This window comes from Synechococcus sp. PCC 7335, from assembly GCF_000155595.1.
Lineage (GTDB): Bacteria > Cyanobacteriota > Cyanobacteriia > Phormidesmidales > Phormidesmidaceae > Phormidesmis.
This window is the reverse complement of record NZ_DS989904.1, coordinates 3,167,841-3,191,650: the sequence shown is the minus strand read 5'-3', so window position 1 is coordinate 3,191,650 and position 23,810 is coordinate 3,167,841. Positions and strand designations below refer to the sequence as shown.

General features: G+C 47.3%; 18 protein-coding genes. 4 read left to right on the top strand and 14 right to left on the bottom strand.

Annotation, left to right across the window (positions count from 1 at the left end; translation table 11 throughout):
* The first annotated feature begins 219 nt into the window (after positions 1-219).
* Positions 220-2,010, top strand: a complete 1,791-nt coding sequence (locus tag S7335_RS13795) for an ABC transporter ATP-binding protein (protein WP_006457239.1) — start codon at positions 220-222, stop codon at positions 2,008-2,010.
* A 38-nt stretch (positions 2,011-2,048) separates the two neighbouring features.
* Here the strand turns inward: S7335_RS13795 and S7335_RS13790 are convergent, their stop codons facing one another.
* Both S7335_RS13790 and S7335_RS13785 read right to left on the bottom strand, forming a co-directional pair.
* Positions 2,049-2,819, bottom strand: coding sequence for a sulfite exporter TauE/SafE family protein (locus tag S7335_RS13790; RefSeq protein ID WP_006456069.1), 771 nt, complete (start codon positions 2,817-2,819; stop codon positions 2,049-2,051).
* Positions 2,820-2,894: 75 nt separating this feature from the next.
* Positions 2,895-3,632, bottom strand: a complete 738-nt coding sequence (locus S7335_RS13785; RefSeq protein ID WP_006454938.1) for a trans-aconitate 2-methyltransferase — start codon at positions 3,630-3,632, stop codon at positions 2,895-2,897.
* Between the two features lie 180 nt (positions 3,633-3,812).
* Between S7335_RS13785 and S7335_RS13780 the strand changes: the two genes are divergently transcribed.
* Both S7335_RS13780 and S7335_RS27805 read left to right on the top strand, forming a co-directional pair.
* Complete coding sequence (locus S7335_RS13780) at positions 3,813-4,682, top strand: LysR family transcriptional regulator (protein ID WP_006455944.1); 870 nt, start codon at positions 3,813-3,815, stop codon at positions 4,680-4,682.
* Positions 4,683-5,184: 502 nt separating this feature from the next.
* Entirely contained in the window at positions 5,185-5,355 is a 171-nt protein-coding gene (locus S7335_RS27805) for a hypothetical protein (RefSeq protein WP_006454868.1), read from the top strand.
* 168 nt (positions 5,356-5,523) lie between these two features.
* Here S7335_RS27805 and S7335_RS13775 read toward each other — a convergent pair whose 3' ends face one another.
* The 4 genes from S7335_RS13775 to S7335_RS13760 form a co-directional block, all read right to left on the bottom strand.
* Positions 5,524-5,877 carry a VOC family protein gene (locus tag S7335_RS13775; RefSeq protein ID WP_006456376.1) on the bottom strand — a complete coding sequence of 118 codons (354 nt, stop codon included), beginning with the start codon at positions 5,875-5,877 and terminating at the stop codon, positions 5,524-5,526.
* Positions 5,878-5,889: 12 nt separating this feature from the next.
* Positions 5,890-7,302 (bottom strand): aldehyde dehydrogenase, encoded by a 1,413-nt coding sequence (locus S7335_RS13770; RefSeq protein WP_006456928.1) that lies wholly within the window; start codon positions 7,300-7,302, stop codon positions 5,890-5,892.
* Between the two features lie 80 nt (positions 7,303-7,382).
* Positions 7,383-7,814: a dUTP diphosphatase gene (gene dut / locus S7335_RS13765; RefSeq protein WP_369791681.1), complete on the bottom strand. Its 432-nt coding sequence runs from the start codon at positions 7,812-7,814 to the stop codon at positions 7,383-7,385.
* A gap of 1,403 nt (positions 7,815-9,217) precedes the next feature.
* Positions 9,218-9,847: an NAD(P)-dependent oxidoreductase gene (locus S7335_RS13760; protein ID WP_006456595.1), complete on the bottom strand. Its 630-nt coding sequence runs from the start codon at positions 9,845-9,847 to the stop codon at positions 9,218-9,220.
* 330 nt (positions 9,848-10,177) lie between these two features.
* Here S7335_RS13760 and S7335_RS13755 point away from each other — a divergent pair, with 330 nt between their 5' ends.
* Positions 10,178-11,014 (top strand): helix-turn-helix domain-containing protein, encoded by an 837-nt coding sequence (locus S7335_RS13755; RefSeq protein ID WP_006456421.1) that lies wholly within the window; start codon positions 10,178-10,180, stop codon positions 11,012-11,014.
* Between the two features lie 211 nt (positions 11,015-11,225).
* On the opposite strand, the gene S7335_RS13750 is transcribed toward S7335_RS13755, so the two are convergent.
* The 8 genes from S7335_RS13750 to S7335_RS13715 all read right to left on the bottom strand — a co-directional run bounded on the left by S7335_RS13750 (position 11,226) and on the right by S7335_RS13715 (position 22,960).
* A complete protein-coding gene (locus S7335_RS13750) occupies positions 11,226-14,474 on the bottom strand; it encodes a calcium-binding protein (protein ID WP_006455114.1) in 3,249 nt (1,082 codons plus the stop codon).
* A gap of 88 nt (positions 14,475-14,562) precedes the next feature.
* A complete protein-coding gene (locus S7335_RS13745; protein WP_006454424.1) occupies positions 14,563-15,078 on the bottom strand; it encodes a toxin-activating lysine-acyltransferase in 516 nt (171 codons plus the stop codon).
* Positions 15,079-15,115: 37 nt separating this feature from the next.
* A complete protein-coding gene (locus S7335_RS13740; RefSeq protein WP_038016234.1) occupies positions 15,116-15,298 on the bottom strand; it encodes a hypothetical protein in 183 nt (60 codons plus the stop codon).
* A 37-nt stretch (positions 15,299-15,335) separates the two neighbouring features.
* Positions 15,336-16,016: an SH3 domain-containing protein gene (locus S7335_RS13735; RefSeq protein ID WP_006453831.1), complete on the bottom strand. Its 681-nt coding sequence runs from the start codon at positions 16,014-16,016 to the stop codon at positions 15,336-15,338.
* Between the two features lie 413 nt (positions 16,017-16,429).
* Complete coding sequence (locus S7335_RS26015; protein WP_006453448.1) at positions 16,430-17,116, bottom strand: hypothetical protein; 687 nt, start codon at positions 17,114-17,116, stop codon at positions 16,430-16,432.
* 143 nt (positions 17,117-17,259) lie between these two features.
* Positions 17,260-19,386: a WD40 repeat domain-containing protein gene (locus S7335_RS13725; RefSeq protein ID WP_006453514.1), complete on the bottom strand. Its 2,127-nt coding sequence runs from the start codon at positions 19,384-19,386 to the stop codon at positions 17,260-17,262.
* Positions 19,387-19,455: 69 nt separating this feature from the next.
* Positions 19,456-21,060, bottom strand: a complete 1,605-nt coding sequence (locus tag S7335_RS13720; RefSeq protein WP_006457686.1) for an AAA-like domain-containing protein — start codon at positions 21,058-21,060, stop codon at positions 19,456-19,458.
* Positions 21,053-22,960 (bottom strand): AAA-like domain-containing protein, encoded by a 1,908-nt coding sequence (locus S7335_RS13715; RefSeq protein ID WP_198011373.1) that lies wholly within the window; start codon positions 22,958-22,960, stop codon positions 21,053-21,055. Before S7335_RS13715 ends, S7335_RS13720 begins: the two co-directional genes overlap by 8 nt.
* Positions 22,961-23,810: the final 850 nt, after the last annotated feature.

Here is a 23,810-nt window from a genome sequence, read left to right as displayed (position 1 = left end):
ACTAAATCAGCGAAGACATCATAGTTTCCTTACGGGCTCGGCTTTATAATGCTCCCCTTCGCTGCCCCAAAACATTATCAAAACAGCGATAGAGACCAAGATAATAGAAACACTTTCGTTCAACTAGCTACAGTCTATTGGTTCTAGTGCTGTATTGTTACATCTATAGTGCAGTTACCAGTGCAGTTACCCGTCGTTTTGTAGTCTTAGAGCTTGAAGATGACTTTCCCGATTCTTGACGTTCGCAATCTTTCAATCGCCTTTCCAACCAAAACAGGCGCAATTGACGCGGTAAAGTCAGTTTCTTTCTCTATTGACCCTGGGCAAACGCTGGGACTGGTAGGCGAATCGGGTTCAGGAAAATCAGTGACCTCCTTGGCATTAATCGGTCTGCTAGAAGAAAGTACTCAGGTTTCAGGTGAAATTTGGTTTTGCGATCCGAATACGCCCAATGCCGAGCCAGTCGATCTGCTCAAGCTTTCACTTGAAGATCGCCGTCGGTATCGAGGTCGGCTGATTTCAATGATCTTTCAAGAGCCACTCACTTCGCTCAATCCAGTTTATACCTGCGGCGATCAGCTCATAGAAGCCCTTAAGCTCCATCAGGATTTGACCGGAAGCGCCGCAGAAGCTAAGGCGATCGCCCTTTTTGAAGAAGTCAAGCTACCCAAACCCAAACAAGTCTTGGGCCGCTATCCCCATCAGCTTTCGGGCGGGCAGCAGCAGCGGGTAATGATTGCGATCGCGCTAGCTGGCAATCCCGCTGTCCTCATCGCTGACGAGCCCACTACTGCGCTCGATGTCACCATCCAATCCACCATTCTCGATCTGCTTAGAGACTTGCAGACAGCAAGAGGCACCGCCATTTTATTCATCACTCATGATATGGGTGTCGTTTCCCAAATCGCTGATCGCGTCGCTGTGATGTACAAGGGTGATTTAGTTGAGATTGCGCCTGTGTACGAGTTGTTTGCTAATCCACAGCATCCCTACACGCAAGGGTTGTTGAACTGCAGACCAAGACCCAACAAGCAGCTACGCAGACTGCCTACCGTCAGCGACTTCATGAACGTGGATGAAAACAAAGAGATTACAGCAACTGTTCGCACGGAAGCTGAAAGAGCTGAGCTACTCGCAGAAGTCAGTCCTACTGAGATTGAGCAGCATCGCACCGAGCTTCTACAACAGCAGCCACTACTCACAGTAAATGAGCTAACCAAAGGTTTTCCAGTTAGACACGGCTTTTTCTCTAAGAAAACGGTATTTCGAGCTGTAGACAGCGTCAGTTTCGATGTTTATCCAGGCGAAACGTTAGGGCTTGTTGGTGAGTCAGGCTGCGGTAAATCCACTCTTAGCCGTTGTTTGCTTCGCTTGATCGAGCCTACATCAGGTTCAATTAGCTTCGATGGTCAATCTGTTCTAGCGTTGAGTAGTGACGAAATGCGACGACTGCGCCGTGAGATGCAAATCGTCTTTCAAAATCCCTATGGGTCGCTAGATGCTAGACAAACAATCGGCTCAGCGATTATGGAACCCATGCGGATCCATGGATTGGGAGGGGATGAAAGACAGCGGCGATCGCGCACAGCCGACCTATTAGAGCGAGTTGGGCTTAGTGCTAGCGCTATGAGCCGGATGCCCTTTGAGTTCTCAGGTGGACAGCGGCAAAGGGTCTGTATCGCTAGAACGCTAGCCTGCGAGCCTAAGTTTATTATCTGTGATGAATCCGTTTCTGCTCTAGATGTATCTGTACAGGCTCAGGTGCTAAATCTACTAAAAGATTTGCAGCAAGAATTTAATCTCACGTATATCTTTATCTCTCACGATTTAAGTGTTGTGAAATTTGTTAGCGATCGCATTATGGTGATGAACAAAGGTCGGATTGAAGAGATTGGACCTTCCGAAGCGATCTACAACTCACCCCAAAGGCCCTACACACAAGAGCTGATCGCCGCCATTCCTGACGCCAAGCTCGAAGATATTCGTCGGCGCCAAACGGTTAGCGCCTAGCCAAATGGTTAACGCCTAACAAGAAAGAAGAGATTGAGCTATCCCAGCGTCTCTACAAAAAAATAGATTGACAAGATAGTTCCTGTCACAACTACAAAACGTCTGAGTAAAACAGCCGGGACGCTTTTGGCAAAGTAAGCGCTACTATACCCGCCTATCGATGTACCCATAGCGACTAGACCAGCGTAGGGCCAGTCAATAACGCCCACAAAAACAAAGTAGCTTAAGGCCGCAGCATTGATACACAGCGCCATCCAGACTTTGACAGCCTGAAGCGTTTGCAAAGGGCCTGAGTTGGTAAGCCTTAGCAAAGTCAACATCAAAATGCCCGCGCCGCCGCCGAAAAAGCCACCATAGAGAGCAACTAGGCTCTGTCCCAAGAGTAGCAGGGGCTGATTGAGCATAGGCAACTTAGCTGTGTTACCTCTAGATCTTTTTGATAGACGAGCAATATCAGGAGAAAATGCAAACAAAAGCGTACCGATAGCCACTAGATAAGGAACAACAACCGCGAAGCCTTCATCCGAAAAATTGAGCAGTAGCCAAGCGCCTAGTGCCCCACCCGCCAAGCTGGCAACAGTCACTGGCCATAAACGCCTTGAAACACTTCGCAGCTCCAGACGATAGGCAAAACTACTGGCCAACATACCGACCCAAATGCCAGCAGCGCTAGTCGCGTTTGCGCTGATAGGAGCAATGCCAGATAGTATCAGCGCAGGAAAGACCAACAGACCACCGCCGCCGGCGATCGCATTAATCGCTCCAGCCGCGATCGCCGCTGCCAACAAGAACGCCGCCTCAAGCTCCATCTAGCTGTCCTGTTATAGCAATCACGCTCATACCATCACAATTTCCAACAAATACAAACTTCAAAAGCGTGATCGCTATATCTTGAGTGCAATCACTCTTAGCCGTCTGTAGTCAGCAATCCAAATTCCATCCTGATATAGCTGAGGTACTGCCGCTTCAACCTGATGCACTAGATCGCTCCACGCTTCAGTAGATAGATGCTGGAAGAAACGCTGAGCAAACATATCTAACCAACCTGTCAAACCGGATGCACCTAGTGGCGTAGGCCGATCAAAACTATGCGCATACGTTACACTCAAACCAGCCGCCTCCAGAATAGCAACATACTCACCCAGCTTTGGAAAGTACCAGGGGTTAAGGTTATGCTTGCCGCTAATCGCCTCTAACGCCGTTAGAATAGTCTGCATATTGCCCTGGCTACCTAGTTCCACAACTAGTCTTCCGCCCGGCTTAAGAGCATTTGCCATGCAGCTAGCGGCGGCTTTGGCCCTAGGCACCCAATGCAGTACAGCGTTAGAGAAGATCGCGTCTACCGGAGTCAGAAGCTGAAAACTATCGGCACTATCGGTTCTAAAAGAAAGCGTAGGATAGTTGGCTTTTGCCTGGGAAATCATCGCGGGGTCGCTATCGATACCTAACGCAACAGCACCGTGATCGGCGATCGCGTTCGTAAGCTGCCCAGTGCCGCAGCCTAGATCCAGGATCCGTTCTCCCGGCTGAGGAGCAAGCTGTGATATTAAACTTTCACCGAACTGCCAAACGTAGCCGAATTGGTCTTGATAGTTTGCAGCGTTCCAAACAGCATCTGGCATAGGTAGATTTTCCCAGAGATTTTCCTTGGCAAACTTTCATAGTGTATTGATAGCGTTCATTGCAGGCGGTGGTAGTGCCTATTCATAGCGCGCTATTAACAGCCTAGCCACAGTTCATATAACTGTCTAATATATTTATTATCCAAATTTGATACTCTAAAAGTATTATTCGTCGACCTTATGAACCTGCGACAGCTAAATTACTTTCTAGCAGTGGCCAATGAGCTTCATTTTGGACAGGCCGCCAAGCGGTTAAACATGGCTCAGCCGCCGCTAAGTATGCAAATTAAACAGTTAGAATCTGATCTCGATGTGCAACTGTTTGAAAGAACACAAAGAAAGGTCAGCTTAACAGCCGCAGGTGAAGTTTTAAAGAAAGAAGCCGAACAAATACTTGAACGAATTGAAGTTGCTCGCCGAAAGACTCAGCAGGCGGATCGAGGAGAGACTGGGCAGATGGCGATCGCCTTTGTTAGCTCTGCCATGTACAGCATTCTACCGCCGTGGATTAGCGCCTTTCGCCAAAGCTATCCGCAAGTAGCGCTTACCTTTCAAGAGGCTACGGGCCTAGAGCAAATTTCGGGGCTGCTTTCACACCAAATCGACATTGGCTTTGTCAGGCCCCCAATTGAAGATGTTAGTATTTCAGACAAGGTTGTTTGGCGCGAGCCGTTGGTCGTAGCCCTGCCAGAAGGCCATCGTCTGAGCACTCACAAAGCAATTTCGATTAGCAGCCTTGAGCAAGAGCCTTTTATTCTCATTCAAAGACCGCTAGCGAGCGAGATGTACGACAAGATCATCAGCTTTTGCCAGCAGGCTTCATTTAGCCCTAACATTACCCAAACTGCGCAACAGCTACAAACTATTTTGGGCTTGGTTGCTGCGAATCTTGGCATCGCTATCCTACCAACTGCTGCTCAGAAGCTTCAGCGAGCAGGCATCTGCTACCGTCCTTTTATAGAAACTACCCCAGCCGTTGAATTAGTGATGATATGGAGAAAAGACGAAACTTCTCGGTTAAGAGAGAACTTCTTGAAATCTCGACCCTAAAATAAAATTTTGGGTTCTTACTGATTTCCTATAGCAGTCCTCGCCCTTTTCTAACTATATCTTCTAAAACAATAGAGAAAATAGACAAACAACTTTGTTCTTCGCTTTCTTGTCGATTCTCGTATATTTTGTTAGGCCTAAAATGATGAGCGATCGCATCAACCATTTCTAGTGATGTGTCGATACAAGTAATACCTGTTCTGTAAGACGATACTTACAGACGCCCTTAGATGAGTAGCACCATCTATCAAACCCGCACTGGCTCACATCCATAGACTCAAATCAATCTAAGTTAGATAATCAATAGAAATATAGACAAATAGCACTTATACCTATTGACTTTTTATTTTCTAATCGAGACGCAAATGTGTTACATTGCTTTACATAAGGACGAAGCGCTGCTCACTTATGGCCTTCAGTAGGTTTTAGGTTCTACCAGTAGCAGCAAAACGGCATTTTTGTCTTAGCGTCCGATACACATCCACGTAAGGAAATTCTAAAAATGGCTGTTGTTATAGCGCTCGTAATTGCTGGTTGGTTGGTTGCATTCGCACTTGGCGCACAAGCTGGGTTTGACAACGAGGCCGCCTCTGAACCGACACTGATTACTGAGCCTGTGAATACTGAGCTTGTTACCCCCGTATCTGCATCACGAAGTGTCTCTTTAGGTTAAGGAACGCTCTTCTCCTCGTACCTTATAATCTTATTGCTTCCTAAGGTCTCATAATACTCATTCGGATATCTAGATTCCTTTCCTACTAGATATCCGAATGAAGGTATTTGCAACGTCGTCAGGCTAGAACAGACGCTTATAGTTCGATTGCCAGGTTCAAATTACCAGTTAAGTGTCTGACCAAACACCGTATTCGTTACCACTAGGGTCGCTGAAATGGAACCGGCGCCCACCGGGAAAAGAAAAGATGGGCTTGGTAACCTTTCCACCTGCTTCCTCTATCTGAGACTGAGTCTCTTCTAAGGTCTCACTATAGAGAACAATCAGTACGCTGCCGCTTTCAGTAGAAACACTTTTGTCAGACTGAAAGAATCCACCCTCAACGCCAGCGTTGGAAAAGACTGTATAGTCAGAGCCAAAATCCTTAAACTTCCAATCAAATATTTGAGTGAAGAACGCTTTAGTCTTCTCTATGTCTTTGGTTGGCAATTTGAGGTAGTTGATCTTTCCATAGGTGTTCATAATTTCTCTTTATTAGGATAGGCTAACGATCTTCTTGAAGAAATCTAGTTTTTTAGCATAAGGTGGGTAGCGCCAATCGATGTCTAGCCAGAAAGGTTTCCTCAAGATGCTTTTCATATGTGAGAAGGTGTCAAAGCTGGTTTTTCCGTGGTAGGCGCCAATGCCGCTGTCACCGACACCACCAAAGGGCATCCCCCAAATAGCGACGTGCAAAAAGACATCGTTGATGCAAACACCGCCTGAAGAGGTCGAGGCAAGGACTTTTTCTTGCAGAGATCGACTATTTGAAAATAGATAAAGCGCCAGCGGTTTAGGTCTAGCAGCAATTTGCGCGATCGCCTCTTCAACATTTTGGTATTCCAGGATAGGCAAAATAGGACCAAAGATCTCTTCTTGCATCACAGGCGCGTCCCAGCTCACGTTGTTTAGCAAGGTAGGGGCCACGAACTTTTCGTTCCTATCAGTCTGCCCACCGATAACGATTTCTTCACCCTCTATTAAGCTAGCTACTCGATCGAATTGGCGATCGCTCACCAGCCTAGAGAAATCTTGACTCTGCAATGGATCATCGCCATAGAACTCAGACACAACCTGTCGCAACGCTTCCACAAACTCTGTTTTGATATCGCTATGAACTAGCAGATAGTCTGGAGCGACACAGGTTTGTCCGGCGTTGAGATACTTCCCCCAAGCAATCCGCTTAGCAGCGACCTTTACGTTGACATCTTTATCGATAATGCAGGGGCTCTTCCCACCTAGCTCCAAAGTGACGGGTGTCAGCTGCTTGGCGGCTGCTTCCATCACAATTTGACCAACACGGGTGCCGCCAGTAAAAAAGATATGATCGAACTTTTCAGCTAGCAGCGCCTGGGACGTTTCAACGCCGCCTTCTTTGACTGCGACATAGTTGGGCTCGAAAGTAGATGAGATCAGCTCAGCAACAACTTTTGAGGTAGCTGGCGCGATTTCGGAAGGTTTAATGATGGCACAGTTGCCAGCGGCGATCGCCCCAATCAAAGGTGAGATAACCAGCTGAAACGGATAGTTCCAAGGCCCAATAATCAATACGCAGCCTAAAGGCTCCGGCTGCACCCACGCCGAACCAGGAAGCTGAGAAATGGGCAAGCTAGCTTTTTGTGGCTTTACCCAAGACTTCAGCCGCTTGAGTACATAGCTCAACTCAGCGGTTACCCCAATCTCAAAGTATCCTTCGAACTCAGGACGCCCTAAATCTTCTTTCGCCGCTTGAATAATTGCATCTTGACGCGCAGTGATTGCTTCTCGTAATTTATTGAGCTGCTCTAATCGGTAGTCTAAGGGCTTCGTTTTTCCGGTCGCAAAAAAAGCCCGCTGATCCCGGACGAGATCTTGAAGCGATCGCTCCGAATTTTGAGCAGAATCAGGGCGTGCAGAAAGGGCTGTCATAAAAAGAAAAGATAGCAGTTACCCTCACTCTAATGAAACATCTGGGTGAATTCAACTGTCCATGCTTTACCAGCTCGTCTTCATAGGCCAGAAGAACCAAAGCCACCTCTGTCTCTAGCCGAGTTCGACAGATAGGCTACTTCCTCCAACTCTGCTCGAATCACAGGCATAATCACCATCTGAGCAATTCTCATTCCTGCTTCTACCTTAAAAGGGCGTTTAGCGTGGTTGATTAAAATAACTCGAATCTCTCCTCTATAGCCTGCGTCAATAGTGCCGGGCGTGTTGAGAACAGTGATGCCATGATTGAGCGCAAGACCACTACGAGGACGAATCTGAGCTTCAGTGCTAGGGGGAAGTTCGATGGCAATACCTGTCGGAACAAGGGCGGTTTCGCTAGGCTCTATAGTTTGAGGGGCGATCGCATACAAATCCATACCGGCATCGTCGTCATGCTCATACCTAGGTAGTTTAGCGTTCTGCGCTAATCGCAAGATTTTTACTCTCATCATGCTCGTTGTTTAGAAAATAGCTACGTTATAACGAACTAACACGAACGTCAGTTTGGGACAAGCAAAGTACTGCAATCCCTATCAGAGCAGGGGATTAGAAATTACCCATCCTCATCGATACCTATTAGTTCTCAATAAGCCTCACCAAACGAGGACATTTTCAATTTTTAGGGCTGATTAATCGAGCTTCAGATAGGCGGTTTGGCTAGAAGCCTATCACGTCAACTGATGCTAGCAATTCCTCATCTTGAACTCAGACTGACTTATGAACAATCGATTGGGCATTCGTTGGGCATTATTAGATTGAAAGCTTACACTACTGTCTGAGTCAGGGAAATAATTTTCCTTAGGTCAAAACCTGTTCGATATAGCGGCGAATAATCAGCAGTTGCTGATCGACGCTAAGTCCATTCGCCTGAATCAGCGAATCAAAACTCACACCATTACTCAAAGCCAGCAAAGCATTAGATTCTATTATCCTTTGTGGCTATTCACCTTTTCCATATCGGTTTAGTTGCCCTGTTGTTTCGCAATGGCGATTGGCTGTTCTTCAGCAGCGTGGCTGCTTATTTGCTAACAGCGGCATGTCTAATTCTATAGGTGCCGCTTTATTTACAGCGTCCGGTCGCGTTAGGATTGTATGGGTTGGCTCTGGTAGGCAATCACTATCTGTTGATACCCACACCAGGATTAGAGTGGCTTCTACCTTTATTCTTCCTGAAGCTCTTGGTCAGTCACTTACTGAATGAAACAGCTTATCTACCAGGCGATCGCTGATAGAACAATTCATTTTCTTCTGATCCGGCTAGAGGACTTATCAAAACGGCAATAGCAATCAACAAAACAATCTAGGCAGTACTCTCACCATTGACAATGGTAGTACATTTGAAAACCAGGATACTGGACTCTTTGCAGCCGTTACGATTGCTGTACTGCTAGGTATAGGCGTTATCGTTTTTGCCACACGTTCTGCTATGGCTCTATAAAATATGTCTGAGCGAGCCATTTCTTGCTGAAGGCCCATGGTTATGTATAGCAAGGTGCGGATGCATTCGTGCATTGCGAGTCACTTAGCCTATTGAAACACAAGGGTTATAGCCAATGACCATGCCGTAAGCTAAGTGACCAAAGCTATAGCTCCAACTCATGCTTTCAGGCCAAGCTCAAGACTAAACAAGGTCCCTGTCTGTTTCCAATTACGCAGTGCCGCTACTGCTAGCAACAGACAGACCACTACTGGACCAAAGGAAGCTGAGTAAAACCAGGGAGCGCACTGCTAATGACTGCGAAATGGATCAAGGAGAATTGAAGGTTGTGAAGAATCATTCCAAAGTTTCCTATGAATTGTTGCAGTGAGCTTTTGAAGTACTTCTGAAAAGAATGTTTGTGACGCTCAAAGAGTGCTAGTAAGACAGGCTAGGTGTTTTTCCTAAGTATGTATCTGTCGTCAGCTGTTTTAAGAGAAAATCTGCTACATCAGCTCGTGCGATTTTAAGCTGTGACGTTTTGTCATCGCCTGGAAATCCATGACGGTATGCACCTGTTTGAGGCCCATCAATAAAGGCACTCGGTCGCACAATCGTCCAATCTAGATGGCTCTGCTTCACGTAGCGCTCTTGTCTTTGATGGTCGGCAAATACCTTTCGCAAAATGAACCCAAACATGATGTACTTCCAGTAGAAGTCTAGATTGCCCCAGCTATCCCCTGCGCCTAGAGTCGACTGGCAGATCAACCGTCGAACGTCAGTTTGTTCCATAGCCCGAATGATTTGTTTAGTGCCTTCTGAGCGGATAGTACTCGTCAGGCTCTTGCCAGAGCCTAGAACACAGACAACGGCGTCTTGCCCTTCAACAGCTTGCTCTACGGATGAGAGGTTCATGACATCTCCCTGAAACAGTCTTAGGTTAGGGTGTTGGGTCTCTAGCTTAGCCGGGTCGCGGACAAAGGCAGTGACGGTGTGCTCCTGCGCAAGTGCCTGATCTACGACCTGCTGACCAATGCTTCCGGTTGCTCCAAAAATTACAAGTTTCATGCTGTTAGGCTCCGAAGTGTTGACGCTATTAGCTTAAAGAGACTGCAGCTCTTGAGCTTTCAACTTCTTGCGGAACTATCAAAATCTTGCGGTGTGTTTGCGAATTTTGCTCAAGGCTCATTTATGGCAATCTGCTGGTGCAACTGTGGATTGCTACACACTTAGCGCTTTGTAGAATAAGGATTTATCACTTCTAGTGATGGTTTAAGCCTAGTGATGGTTTAAGCTAAGTGCGGATTGCTATAGGTGCCCCTTCAAGCGATCCGTACTTAGAAAACATCGATATATTGAAAGTGAGATACATCGAACTGACCTGTGGAAAGAATCGCGGTGAAAACGACTCAAAATCAAACACCAGTTCAAAAAGCGCCGATCCAAATTCAGCAACTGCACAATCCCGCTGGGGAAGGGAGCTGCCATTTTAAGGGCAAGCACACGCTCTTTATGTCATTGTCTTCTCGTCCGGTGCATTACTTGCAAGCGCAGGATGGAAAGACTCATACGGGCTTGTACAGGCGAGGAGATATTTTGATTACACCGGCTGATACGCCGCTGTTTGTACGGTGGGAAGGAGATGAAGATTGTTTGCAAATTCAGCTAACAGATGAGTTTGTGAAAGAAGTTGCCAGGGAAACAGTAATTGGAGATAGCGATCACCTTTCGCTAATGCCCACCTTTCAAGCCCACAACCCGCAGCTAGAGTCTATCAGCCAGATGCTACTGAACGAATACCAACAGGGTAGTTTAGCCAATCAGCTATACCTAGATTCACTCACAAATGTTCTGACCGTCACTCTGCTAAGGGAACATACAATCACTCAACCCCAGCTGGCTGTTTATGAAGGAGGACTTCCTCAGTATCAGCTGCGTCGAATTTTAGAATATATTGACGCTCACTTGGATCAGGACATAAAGCTTGTAGATTTAGCAGGTTTGCTTGACATGAGCCAATTTCACTTCAGTCGCTTATTCAAGCAGTCTGTTGGTATCTCCCCATACCAGTATTTAATTCAGCAGCGGGTAGAAAGAGCAAAGCAGTTACTAAAGCAGACCGATCGGCTAATTACAGACATTGCTTTAGACTGTGGCTTCAGCAGTCATAGCCACTTGAGCAAACAGTTCCGTCAACTCACGGGGGTAACGCCAAAAGCCTTCAGATCGAGATAAGAGCGTAGAGGGCTACACCTATTTCGAAGGCACTAGCTTTATCCAAACGAATTACCTATTACGTCTTTCTTGCATATCAAGCTTTGGTCTACATAAGACTTGTCTTGCAAATCGCTGTAGCTAAAGAATTCAACGCTTGTTCTGCGGTTGTCGATGGCAGTCCATACCATCGGATATGGGTGATACCAACAGCCCTGAACTTAAACTAGCACTAGGCCCAAGTTAACTGAATCGTGTTGTGTAAAGCGGATTTGCTGCGATCGCCCTCACGAAACTCTGCCCAGGCATCGACAAGTCCCTCTACCTTAGACTGCTGTAAGCTAAAATCGCTGCCGAGTCGAATCTGGTCAATTCTCTCCGTGGCGCTGCTGCTGTACCAATCTTGCAAGATAAGATGCCGATTGGTGCCAAATAGCCCAATCTTTAAATCGCCATCTCCAGACCGTTGAAAGCTTACATCAGTAGCATCAATGTCGCCGCCGAATAGAAGTGTATCTGTCGTATCGGTATCACCCTCATTGTTAATATAGGTAGCTTGGTAGAGCGTCGAAGTCTGGAAAAAGGCTGCGTCAATCTTGTAGATATCGCTACCGCCTCCCCCGCTGAGCGTACTCAAGAGTCCACCCTTAGCGCCGCTGACTCTGATTAGGTCGTCGCCAGCACCACCACTCACCACGCTGCCAATGCCTTTCACCACGATAGTATCGTCACCTACGCCCGCATGAATCAAGTCAAGGTAGCCCGAGCTTTCAATTATGTCGTTGCCTGTCCCACCGCTGATCAGATTTCCTTTACCTGACGCTGAAATATCATCTGCACCATTACCGCCAAACAACACATTTCCTTTTCCCCTAGCTTGAAGCGTATCGTCACCGTCACCACCAACCAAAAGATTCATGTTGCTAGAGTCAACAACTGTTCTTTTTTGGAAGCCTTTTTTCTTGAGATTAGAAGGGGTGATTTTGCCGGCATGAAGCACATCATCACCCACGCCGCCGAATAAAATATTGTAGCTACCTAGTCCGACAGCGACGTCGTCACCATTGCCTGAGAAAGAAATATTCCAGCTGCCTGCCTTCTTATCACCTGTGCCAACGGCAACCGATAGATCATTACCATCACCGCTGGTCAAGACATTTTTGCTGCCGACGCTCAGCAGCATATCGTCGAAGTCGGCGCTGATGTCAAAGCCAAGGTTTGAGAAGTCTAAATCGGGTAGCTCGAAATTGAAATTTAGGTCGGGAAGGGAAAAGTGTGCATTTAAACCCGAGAGGTCTAAATCAGGAATAGCAAAGTCGAAACCGAGCCAGGAAAAGTCGAGGATTAGCGGATCGATCTCTAGGTCAAGAGCGGAAAGGTCGAGGGCGGGCAGTTCAAAGTCAAAGTCGAACATTGAAAAGTCAAATACAAGATTACTCAAGTCAGGAAGGGTAAAGCCATCTGTAAGTAGCTCATCGCCTATCACTAGATTGTTTTTACCCAGAGTGACAACAGTATCTGTACCCTCTCCGGCAAGCACAATATTGTTTTTACCAACGGTGATAATTAGGTCATCATCTTCGCCACCATGAACGAAGTTGTTTTGACCCACCGCGTAAGCTTGATCATTTCCACTATTGCCAAATAAGACGTTGTTTTTTCCGAGGCTCACAAGCGTATCAGAATTCGCATCCGAAAAGTCTAAGTTGAGCCTTGATAGGTCAGTATTCCACTCAGGCAGAGTGATACTAGGCCAGAAGGAGTCGAAGCTGAAGGTTGGAATTAAATCTTCAGGAGAGAAGTCTATTGTCCACTTTGGCCAAATAATTTCGGGTGTAAAGTCAAAGTTCCATTCAGGGAGAAGAATCTCAACACCCAAATCAATATCAAATTTAGGTGGAATAATATCAAGAGAGAAATCAAAATTCCAGCTAGGTAAAATCGCTTTTGCTCCAATGTTTGAGAGGCTAGACAAGTCCACCGAAAAGTTGGAGATGATGTCTGTCAGATTGTCACCAACGGCTACATTGTTCTGGCCTAGCGTTACAACCGTATCAGCGCCTCTCCCAGCAACAACGCCATTGTGTATGCCAGCGGTTACAATCAAGTCGTCGCCAGTAACATCCAGGGTAGCATCAAGCTTATCTACCATCGCTTGCCAGTTTGTATTGACGCTGACTTTCTCAGTTTTAGCCTGGCTACCGGCATTGCGAGTACTACTTTGCTTGAAAGCCTCTAAAGAGATTCCAAGAGAATCACCGAAAGCAAGATTGCCCTTGCCTACCATAAACACTTTGTCATCGCCAGCGCCCGCAACTGCCGCATTCAGAACTCCGACAGAGACTACTATATCCTGACTTTCTCCCCAGTTCGTAGCGATATTGTAGCTGCCGCCACTTAGCATGAGTGACTCTCCATCTCCCACTCTTGTGAGCAGGTTGCCTTTGCCAATACTCATAAGAACATCACGGCCATCACCTACCTTAGTCAGCGCGTTGAAAGCGCCGCCCGCTATCATGGTGGTGTCGCCATCACCGATCTTAGTCAGAGCGTTGAGACCACCAGCTGCGTACATCTTGTCGATACCGTTTCCGGTCTTAATCAAAATGTTGTTGCCACCGAAGCCCATCATTACGTTATCGCCGCCAGAACTGTAGAGGATGTTGGCTTTGCCTGCTGCATAAAGCTTGTCGTTCCCAGTACCTGAGGCAACGACATTCAGACCACCGCCAACGTGAATTGAATCGTCGCCAGAGCCAGTCGTTACAACGTTTAGTCCGCCAAGTGCGTGAATTATGTTATTGCCAGTGCCAGCAGTGATAACGTTTGCTACGCCCGCTGCAATAATGTTGTCGTTTCCAGCACCTGTTGTAACTACGTTAGCACCTAGATAACTGCGAACGGTGTTATTTCCGTAGAGGTCATAAACAACGTTGCCAGCTGCAAAGGCATAGAGGCTATCGTCTCCCTGTCCGCCTTGAATGTTGTTACCAGCGCCCCAAGCTTTGATTGTGTCGTCGCCCGCATCACCTCGGATTTGGTTATAGCCACCGTAGGCTTCTACATAGTCATTATCTCTACCGGCATAAATCTTGTTGTAACCGCCGAGCGCTTTGATATTATCGTTGCCGGACCCGCCGTATACGGTATTCTTCGCAGCAGTTACGTTGATGCGATCGCTGCCTGAACCCCCATCTACATAATTTGAAAGTCCAACCGCGTAGATATAGTCGCTACCGCTGCCGCCATAAAGCTTGCTCCGGCCAGAATAGGAATAAAGCTTGTCGTTACCGCTACCGCCGCTAAGCTTGACATACAGGGCGTAGGCTCTGAGCGTATCATGGCCGCCGTTGCCGTAAGCTGATCCTGCGCCATAGATCGTGTAATTGTCATTTCCGTTTCCTCCTTTTTTATAAAACGGATTTACGGAAGCGACTGTCTTTCTGACTGTTCTTTTGACGGACTTAACTGCCTTACCCATGGAATGAATGCCTCAAAATAAATGACGATAGGAATGATGAATCGGATAGATGGACTGCATCCTGGAATGGATCTGTTGTCAGAGATTATTAGAGTCGGTACTGACTGACTCCTTTGAAGTCACCTTCTGGTGAGATTCTGAGTGCTTTAGCAGGGGTGCCTTTTTCAAAAACATGAGTTCGCAAATCTCTGACGATTGCGTTTGTGTGGCCAAAGGGCGCAATGAATTCCGGGAACCAAAGCTGTGAACCGCCTTGCCACTCGTTCAGAGCTATCGTGTACTCTCCGGTAGAATATTTCTCGGCTAGCTCGTCTGTCAGCCAGGCCCAGTTGACGAAGCCCACCGGAGAGCCAGCGACTTCGTAGTAACGAAACTGACCGTGTATGAGACTAGCCACAAACTGTTCTTCTAACTCGTTTAGCGTATATCGACGATGTAGGGGGGAGTGCATTGCTAAATGAAGGAGCGAGCCCAGCAGGTGGATGCGGTTTTGTACATCGATAATGCTGTTCGGTAGGTTATCTGGAATAGTCACAGATGAAGGTGACTGCGCTTTAGTCATCTCGCTAACAATAGTGGATGCTGTGTTGTGAGTTGTTGTCATTTTCTTGTTGTTGATTTATATTTTTCTTTCAAGTTGCTTAGTAAGAAAGCAAGGACTGAATGGCTTCGGTTACGACATATTCAACAATCTGTGGTGCAAAGGTATAGACTATTTGGCGAGTCATCAGAGCTGTTGATAGGCTGAAGATGAAAAGAGCGATCGCACCAGTCATCATTCGCTTTGCGTTTGAGGGTAAAGCAGGCGTCAGTAGAGATTTCATAGTTGAAGCTTTGGAGGGGGTTAACTTTTTGAGGGCTTTAATCTAGTGAATTTGATGAATTCAATGAATTCGAAGATGGAGACAGACACCCTATGTCCACCCTGCCAGTCATCAACGGCATGTACACCCATCCTGTTTGTTCCGTGCCATTGAGCGTGATTTGGCACCAATCGAGGTCTACGTTGCAGGTCTGAATGTAGCCGCCTTCGTTAGGCGCAAGTGTCGTTTGAATAGTCGAGGTTAAAAAGGGCGCATTGCGTACGTTAATAGCGCCATGTGTGTTGTTGACGTAGTACGCTTCTGGCGAGTAGCGAGACATCCAATCGGGCTGATCTGCGAAGCCAGCGAAGAAGCTCATTTTTACCCAGCCGTTCGTGCCGTCGCCAAACCCTAAAAGACACCAATCAAGCGTTGTGTTGCAGCCTTCGATGATGCCACCTTCTCTATGTGCTAGCTGACGAATGACGGGTCGATCAGTCCCTGGGCCAGTGCGAACGTTCACTGGGCCGTCTGAAATATTACTGAACGGGACCTCACCTGCGTATCGTGTTGTCCAATCAACGGCGGCGGGCTCTTCAATGGGTGTATAGAGAGCCAGATGGTGGTTCGCTGATGCGGCAGGTGCAGAGCCAACTAGGGTTGTAGCGGCTAGAAGTAGGCCAGCAGAGACTGCTTTTAGACGGTGAGCGTTTGCGAATAGGTTTTGCTTGAAAGTCATGGTGAAATCCCTCTGTAGTGCTGTTTGAGTGAAGGTCAAATGCGCTGTGTTCAACGCTGTGACTTCAGTAAAACAGGCGCATGCTGAGGTTCTGCCGCGGTTAGAAGGCAGCTAGCTGGTAGAAAGCACTGACTTTGGCAGCTTTAAAGCAGAAGTTTGGCGGAAGCTGATATTCCGCGGACTTTTGTACGGTGATGACAACCAAAAAAAATGTGATCGCAACCTTCCAGTAGAGGAGTTATGCGATCGCATAAAGCTTTGAGTAGGGTTGTATAGCAATGCGCGGATGCATACTCAAAGGGAAAGCTGCGCCTACGTGCAATTGCTATGCACTTTGCGTTGTATGACAAGGGCTGTAGGCTTTCTTGGTGTAGTAAGAAAGTGCGAAAAGCGATAGAAGGGTAGCTGAAGCCTCAAAAATCATCTAAGCAGCTTCTGTCAGTCACCCAAACTGACTGAATCGTAGCCCCCCCGCGATATGACTGGGTCTGAAAATAAGGTCCTTCTTGAGGAGAATACACACCTGCCTCGTCGCCACTACCCGTACGAAAACCAATGTTTTCTGGCCCATTCTCAAAGGTGACAAACTCACGACTTTCAGCCTCATGGTGGTAGCTTAGGCTAGCCGGGCCATATGCGCGTTCGGCCTCTTCAATTAAGGTTCCAGGCCCAATCCCTTTTGCCGTTTGATAGTCTGGATTGGTTGTAACAAACAAGAGTAGCTTTTCATCCGGTTGAACGTCTCCATAGCTAGGTGCATAAAATGCAAGCTCTCCTGCCGCGTTGAGAACGACCACACCTGAAGCATCCGCTAGTAGCCCATCGTCTTGCCCGACGACGGTTGCTGTCATCATTGAGAGATCACGCTGAAGTTCTTCAAGCGACATACAGGTCTTCGCCTCACCTATGGAAGTTGGTGTTATTAGTGTCGCTTCATCAACAGTGACATCCTCAGTCATATGTGACGGCGACGGCGATGTAGGTTCTTGGGCAGTAGTCTGACCTATTGTGCAACTGCCTAATATAAACAGCACACCCATAGCTAGTAAGCCAGTGGTCCGGTAGTGAGGAGCAATGCGAACCTTATCATGGAAAGCCATCGTAAAACTCTTTATCAGATCGTAGATAGAACAGTATTGAACACTTGTCAAAGCATTACTGAGATCTTAGACCGTTGCGAAGAAAGATATTCTCTATTTAGCGAATTAGAACATAGTTTTTACACTTTTATGAAAACTATGTTCTAACGCTCTGCCACTGTGCTTAAAAAGCGAATGGTTCTAGACACCATGCTTAAGACACCTGAGTCTGTGGCGTTGCTAGTCGCGTCAAGCTCTTCAGCACACAGCCCCTTATCTGCTTCAGGAGTGGTTGGGTTAGTCATGTAGTCTCGCAGCCAATAGCAGGTTTTGTTCATAAGATCGTCTACGTCAAAATTCCAGATAATTACTCTACTGTTACCTTCTTCAATGTCTCCGTCTACTGAGACTAGGGCCTTTCCATTTGGTGAGAATCTGACGCTGCTGACCCGCCCCGAACCATCTACCAGCGTCTGTAATTCTTGACCTTCTAGATTCCATAGCTTCACCCTGCCATCTTTACTCGCTGAAGCTATCACCTCTCCATCTGGCGAAAAACTTACGTCATTAACGCCATCCGAGTGACCGATCAAGGTTTGCAGCGACTGACCACTTAGATTCCACAACTTTACTGTCCCGTCCTCACTCGCTGAAGCTATCACCTCTCCATCTGGCGAAAAACTCACGCCGTTGACGCCTCCAGAATGACCAGCGAAGGTTTTTAGTTCTTGGCCGTTCACATTCCACAACTTTACTGTGCCATCTTCGCTCGCTGAAGCTAGCATCTTTCCATTGGGTGAAAAACTCACGTCATAAACGTAATTTGAGTGACCAGCGAAGGTTTGTAGTTCTTGGCCGTTCACATTCCACAACTTTACTGTGCCGTTCAAGCTCGCAGTCGCTAAGGTCTCTCCATCTGGCGAAAAACTCACGCTCCTAATAGAAGTAGAATGCTTAATGACCGTTCGAGCTTGGCTATCCAGATTCCGGAGCTCTGCTGTACCGTCAGAGTACAGCAAAGCTAGCATCTCTCCATTTGGCGAAGCGCTCACGCTTTTAAGCCCATTGATATAACCAATTAAGTTCTGTAGCACCTCACCATTCAGATTCCAGAGCTTTACTGTATGGTTCTGCCCCAGGGAGACTATACTCTCTCCATCCGGCCAAAAACTCACATCGCTAGCCCATCTAGAGTGACCTGCCAGTGTTGGTAGTTCTTGTCGTTGTCGATGCCATAGCTTTATTGTATGGTTCTGCCCGACAGCCGCGATAGTCTCCCCGTCTGGCGAAAATCTTACAGTGCCACTACCGTCTAAGGTTTGTAGTTCTTGCCCACGCTTATCCCATAGCCTTACAGTGCCGTTCTGACTGACTGCAACAATGGTCTGTCCATTCGGTGAAAAGCTTGCGTCGAGAATGCTATCTGAACGTTCCCTGCTATCAAGATCGCCTACTAGACTTAGCACTTGCTGACCGTTTCTATCCCACAGCTTGACTAACCCATCCCCACCAGCTGAGATTAGCGTTTCTCCGTCTGCCGAAAAGCCCATGCTCTCAATATTTTGAAAATGCGCCGCAAATGTTGTCAATAGCTGTCCGCTTTTGTTCAGCAGCATAACTTCGTGGCCCTGAGCAATGGCTAGTGTTTCTCCATTGGGTGAAATGCTCACATCACGGATGTAAGCACCATCATATTCGAGCGTGCGAATTTCTTGGCCGTCTCTATTCCAGAGTTTCACCGTATTGTTCTGACTAACAGTAATCAGCATCTCTCCGTCTGGGAAAAAGTCCACGTTCGTGACCCGGCCATCATGCTCAAGCGTTTGGATATTACGACCGCTTCTATCCCACAGCTTTACTGTTTTATCTTCGCCTGCAGCGGCAATAGTTTCTCCATTTGGCGAAAAACTTACGCTGTGGACTCGGCCAGAGTGTTCGAGCGTGCGAATTTCTTGGCCGCGTTTGTCCCATAGCTTTACCGTGCCGTCTTCACTAGCAGAAACCAGTATCTCTCCATCTGGTGAAAAGCTCATACTAGTCACTCGGCTAGAGTGACCAATCAGGCGGTTGCTAAACAGGTAGCCGTCTAGATAGCCATCTAGATAGTAGAGCTTTTGCAAAGTAGAGATTGCTTGCAATCGAACGCTTTCGCTTAGAGACTTTTGTTGTTGATTTTGATGCTGTCCATTAATTTTTACAGAAGCGTACGGTTCGCTAGATAAGGTTTTTACTTGCTTGCCTAATGCTAAAGCAGCCCTGATTGCAGGCCAGGTAAGGTCAGCTGCTATCAAATTCTCTACCGTAAGACTGCCTGCTTGAATTTCTGCGTTTAAGGCCTGGATTTCCGCTTGCCTACGCGATCACGCTTCTGCAATCGTTGCCTCTTCTGCCAATCGCTGCTGCTGCCTGGCTACCTCAGCCTGACGATTCGCTTCTGCTTCTCCGGCTTCTGCTCGCTGCCGTTGCTCAGATTCCCCTTGCTGGGCGATCACGGCCTGCTGACGCTGTTCTTCTACCTGTGCTCTTGCCTGTTCGACTTCTCTAAGTCTATCTTCTGCGATCGCCTGCTGTTCTTTCGCATCATCTTCCGCGCTTCGTGCTCGGTTTCTCTCCGCTTCTGCCGCTGCCCTTTGTTCTTCTACCTGAACCAACCGCTCTTCCGCCAAACTCCTTTGAGTCTCCGCTTCCTGCTGCTCTACCTGCGCCGCTTCCTGTGCTGCTCTAGCCAATCGGGCCTGATTCTCAGCACGAACAAACAGGACACCCATCACAATCGCAGCACCCAGGGTTGCGGCAATGGGAACCATCGCCGGCTTCAGCTTCACCCACCAGCTCTCTTCTGGCCATTTTTCTTTTACCCACTGCCGATCAAACACAGTTTGATAGATAAGATTGCGGACAACCAGCTGCGACCCGGCTTGCTTCACCACACCTGAAAGCTTTAGTTGTGATTTAATGGTGGAATAGTCTTCATCGAGTACGGCTGTACGCGCTTTCCAAATCTCGCGGTAAGTGCCCAAAACCGCCATCTGATACTTCGGATCATTCGCATTTATACCCGTCAGTCGCTCTTGAACAAACTTCAAATGCCCATCTTTGTTGCGCCTATCGCCAAAGAACAACCCAGCGACCACATCTTCAACATCTGTCTCAGTCCACTCAGCGGCTGGCTGCCGGGCAATCTCTATACATACCCGCTGAGTCAGGTAAGGATGTCCCTCGGTCCAATCGAGCACCCATTGCAGTACTGCGCTCTGTTGTTCTTTCGCAACCTCCAACCCCAAGGCAAGCGGCAGCGCCTCTTCAAACGTAAAATCCGTCAAATCGATCTGATGACCAATATTAAAAGGTGTTCGCCGACTATCTTTAATTAAATCACTAGGTGTCGCTACTCCGACCAGTACAAAAGAGAGTCGATTTAACGCTGGATTTTCACTACGCTCTGTATAAAGCGAGCGAATAGCAATAAAGAAATCGTCCGTAAAATCTAGCTTCAACGTTGTGTCAATTTCATCGACAAAGACCACCACCTGCGATTCGATACGCTCTAGTACCACCGTCTCAAAAAATAGACCTAGCCGCTGAGTCGGCCCCAAGTGAGCCTGAGACTGCCACCAGTCAGATACCTTCATCCGCAGGCGCAGCTTTCTCACCAGCAGCTCCAAAAATCCCTGGTACCACGCTTCTGCAGTTGGTGTATCGCTGCCTAGCCGCTGCAGATCGACAACCGCCGCCCTGAGGCCACTTTGTTTGAGCTGATTGGCCGTCTCTCGCATCAGGCTAGACTTACCCATTTGCCGTGAGGTCAGCACATAGGCATACTCTCCTCGCCGACACAGCGCCAGTAGCTCTGCATCTGCCGTCCTCGTGATATAAGTTCCACCAGAAGCCTGAACATCTCCGCCCACCGTGAACACAATGGGCTTGCTTTTAGACTCGCTTCCGGGCTCGATAGGCTCATGCACGCAAGTGCTCTCCAAAGTACTCTGCATATAGCCTACAGCGAGGTATGACCTGACGTCCCTCCCTTCGCTGTACCAGCCCAGCCCCCTCTAGTCGCCGTAGTACCTGCTCATCTTTACAGCTTTGATCGTCAATGACTTGTAACATTCCCTCTACAAGAGAAGACTTGTTCTCCATTCGTAACAGGTGATAGCGCAGATGTCCCCCAAAAGGTCCTCGACTTTGCACCGCTTGGCCAAACACCTCTGCTGCGCTCATCTGTCCGCTCGCAACTAAATACAGAGACTTACGTGTCAGGTAGGGATGGCCATTTACCCACTCCATTAGAGCGGCTAGCTGGGCCTCTGATAGCGGTGCTCCATGTCGTTGATTTAGCTCTACGGTTTCGGCAAAGGTAAAGTCTCGTAGTCCAACAGAAGTTCCCACATTAAACGGAGACTGATCCATGTCTTGAATCAGCTGGTACGGCTCTGTAGAGGTAACCATCACTAGGTCAAACTGTCTCCAGGGTGAGTCAAAGTCAGCTCGGTCATTGTGCCAACTGCGCAGCATAGAGAAGAAGCTATCTCGAAAGGGTGACTTGATTAGGCGATCAACTTCATCCATTGCGAGAAAGATAGGCTGACTGATTTCTGGCAAAAGATAATCTTCTAAGTAGCAGGTGCATTGCATAGGATTATCTAGGCCTTCATTGTCTTGCCAAAATGCTTCTACACGATTTTTGAGGCGCACCTTCCGCGTCAGCCAGCTGCAAAATCGCTGAAAGAAACGATCTGCATTCTCCAATGTTGTAGATTCAAACTGTTGAAAATCGAGGAAGATAACTTTTTTGTTTTGTTCTCGGGCGATCGCTATTGTGCGAAACAGCAGCGAACTTTTCCCCATCTGACGTGGCCCTAGAATAGTGACGGTACCACCGCCTTGCTGCTGAAGTGCAGATATAGCAACCACATCTGAGCTTCTTTGAATATAAAATTGAGAGTTCGGATCCATCGTGCCTTCTGGCCGTTCTAGCGTGATCGCATCACTTTGTTCGATCGGCGGCTGCGCCATCGGATCTGGAGGCAGCATTGGTGGCTGATCAGACTGCGACCGAACTGTAAACGACTGACTAAGCAGCTTGCGCTTAGCCGTCTCAGTTTCAATCGGTAAGGATTTTCCGACGAGTGCGTTCTGAATTTCTGCAATCAATCTAGGGGTGTCTTCTTCGCTATTCCAAAAAGCCCACTGCAACGGGTCGAGTGCTTCGTTTAGCGGATAGCGAAAGGGCGCGGTATAGCGCAGTCGTACGGGTAGAATCAGTGGTAGTCCTTGCCGGAGCGCAGCTGATTCTCTAGCCAGCTCAATTTCCTGCTGAACCATTTCGCTTTGTGCTGATTGTTCTGATAGCAGCACGATCAGCGCATCCGCCTGAAAAATCTCTTTTCTAATAGTTTCTGCCCACGGCGTGCCAATTGGCATTTCCTGATCGATAAAAATATTGTGTTGCTTACGCAACGCGTTATGTAGATCCAACGCCACCAGCTCATCGGGGCGAATATTGCGGTTGTAGCTTAAGAAGATACGACAATTCGCGCTCTGATTGCTATCAGCAGATTGTTTTGATCTATCGGCACCTTCAAGGGGCGCCGTCTCCGAAGCCTGCGTAGTGACAGAACTGTCATCAGCAAAAGCCATTTCACACCAGTCAAGCTCTAACCCTTCACATAGGTCTTGAAAGTTGCTGCGAGAGATGGCCTTCCCTTTTAGAAATTTTCGCACTGTGTCTACAGAAACTCCCATCGCTTCAGCAAAGCCTCTCTGAGTGCCAGCGACTTTATGCATAAAAGTCTGATTTACCCAGCTGATTTTGTTCGGATGGACCTTGAGCGATCGCGACAATCTAGAAGGGAAAGAACCCATAACAAGAAAAACTGATGACGAGAAAGAGGCAATATAGAAGTACTCTATACAATGAATGGAACTAAGCGATTATAGAACTAGCTTCCTGAAGGTTTTACAAAGCTTCATTACGAATGAGTCGCCTTACGCAGTTCTTCGCTATTGATCAAGATACCGACTATTCAACCTGAACAAAGCAAAATACCCACTTTCATATTGAGAATTTATCCACATCTTTACCAGGTCTTAACGATTAAAAGCCGCTCGCGATAACCTAGATGGCGCTGACTAACAATTTAGCAGCTAGAAAGTTCAGGCTGCTGCTGTCCCTGTCTTCGTCAAGACTAAGTCAGTCAAAGATCTTTTTAAGATTACTTCATTGCCTAACCTTATTGCTTTTACCCTATGACGATTTCCAAGTAGAAATTTTCGATCGATACGGAAACTCTGAATCTATCGCTTTCAGTCAAGATTAGTGTGATAGATATCTTCCTGAAACTACCAGTGTGAACAGGTTTTAGAGCTTGGATCACATCGTTGACAACAGTGCAATCACTTATTTCCGCTTATATAAGGATTGAGTATGAAGCAAGAGATTCGTAGATTGTTCGGAAAGTAACAGACGTTATGTAGCCTCTTTGTTGGATACAATTTGGATACAAGAAGAAAAGACTTAAATATGTTGATATCTCTAGAAAGAGCGTTTGCTTCCCAAACTGAAGGGCGTAGATTCGAACGCTATCAGCCATCTATGTTTGCTCAGACTAGATTGGCAGCAGGTGAGTCTGAGCTACTGTCTTGGAAAGTGTTCAAAGTGGGTAACCTATTACCAGTATACATTCGTAGAAGCTATAGATGAGATATAGAAAAA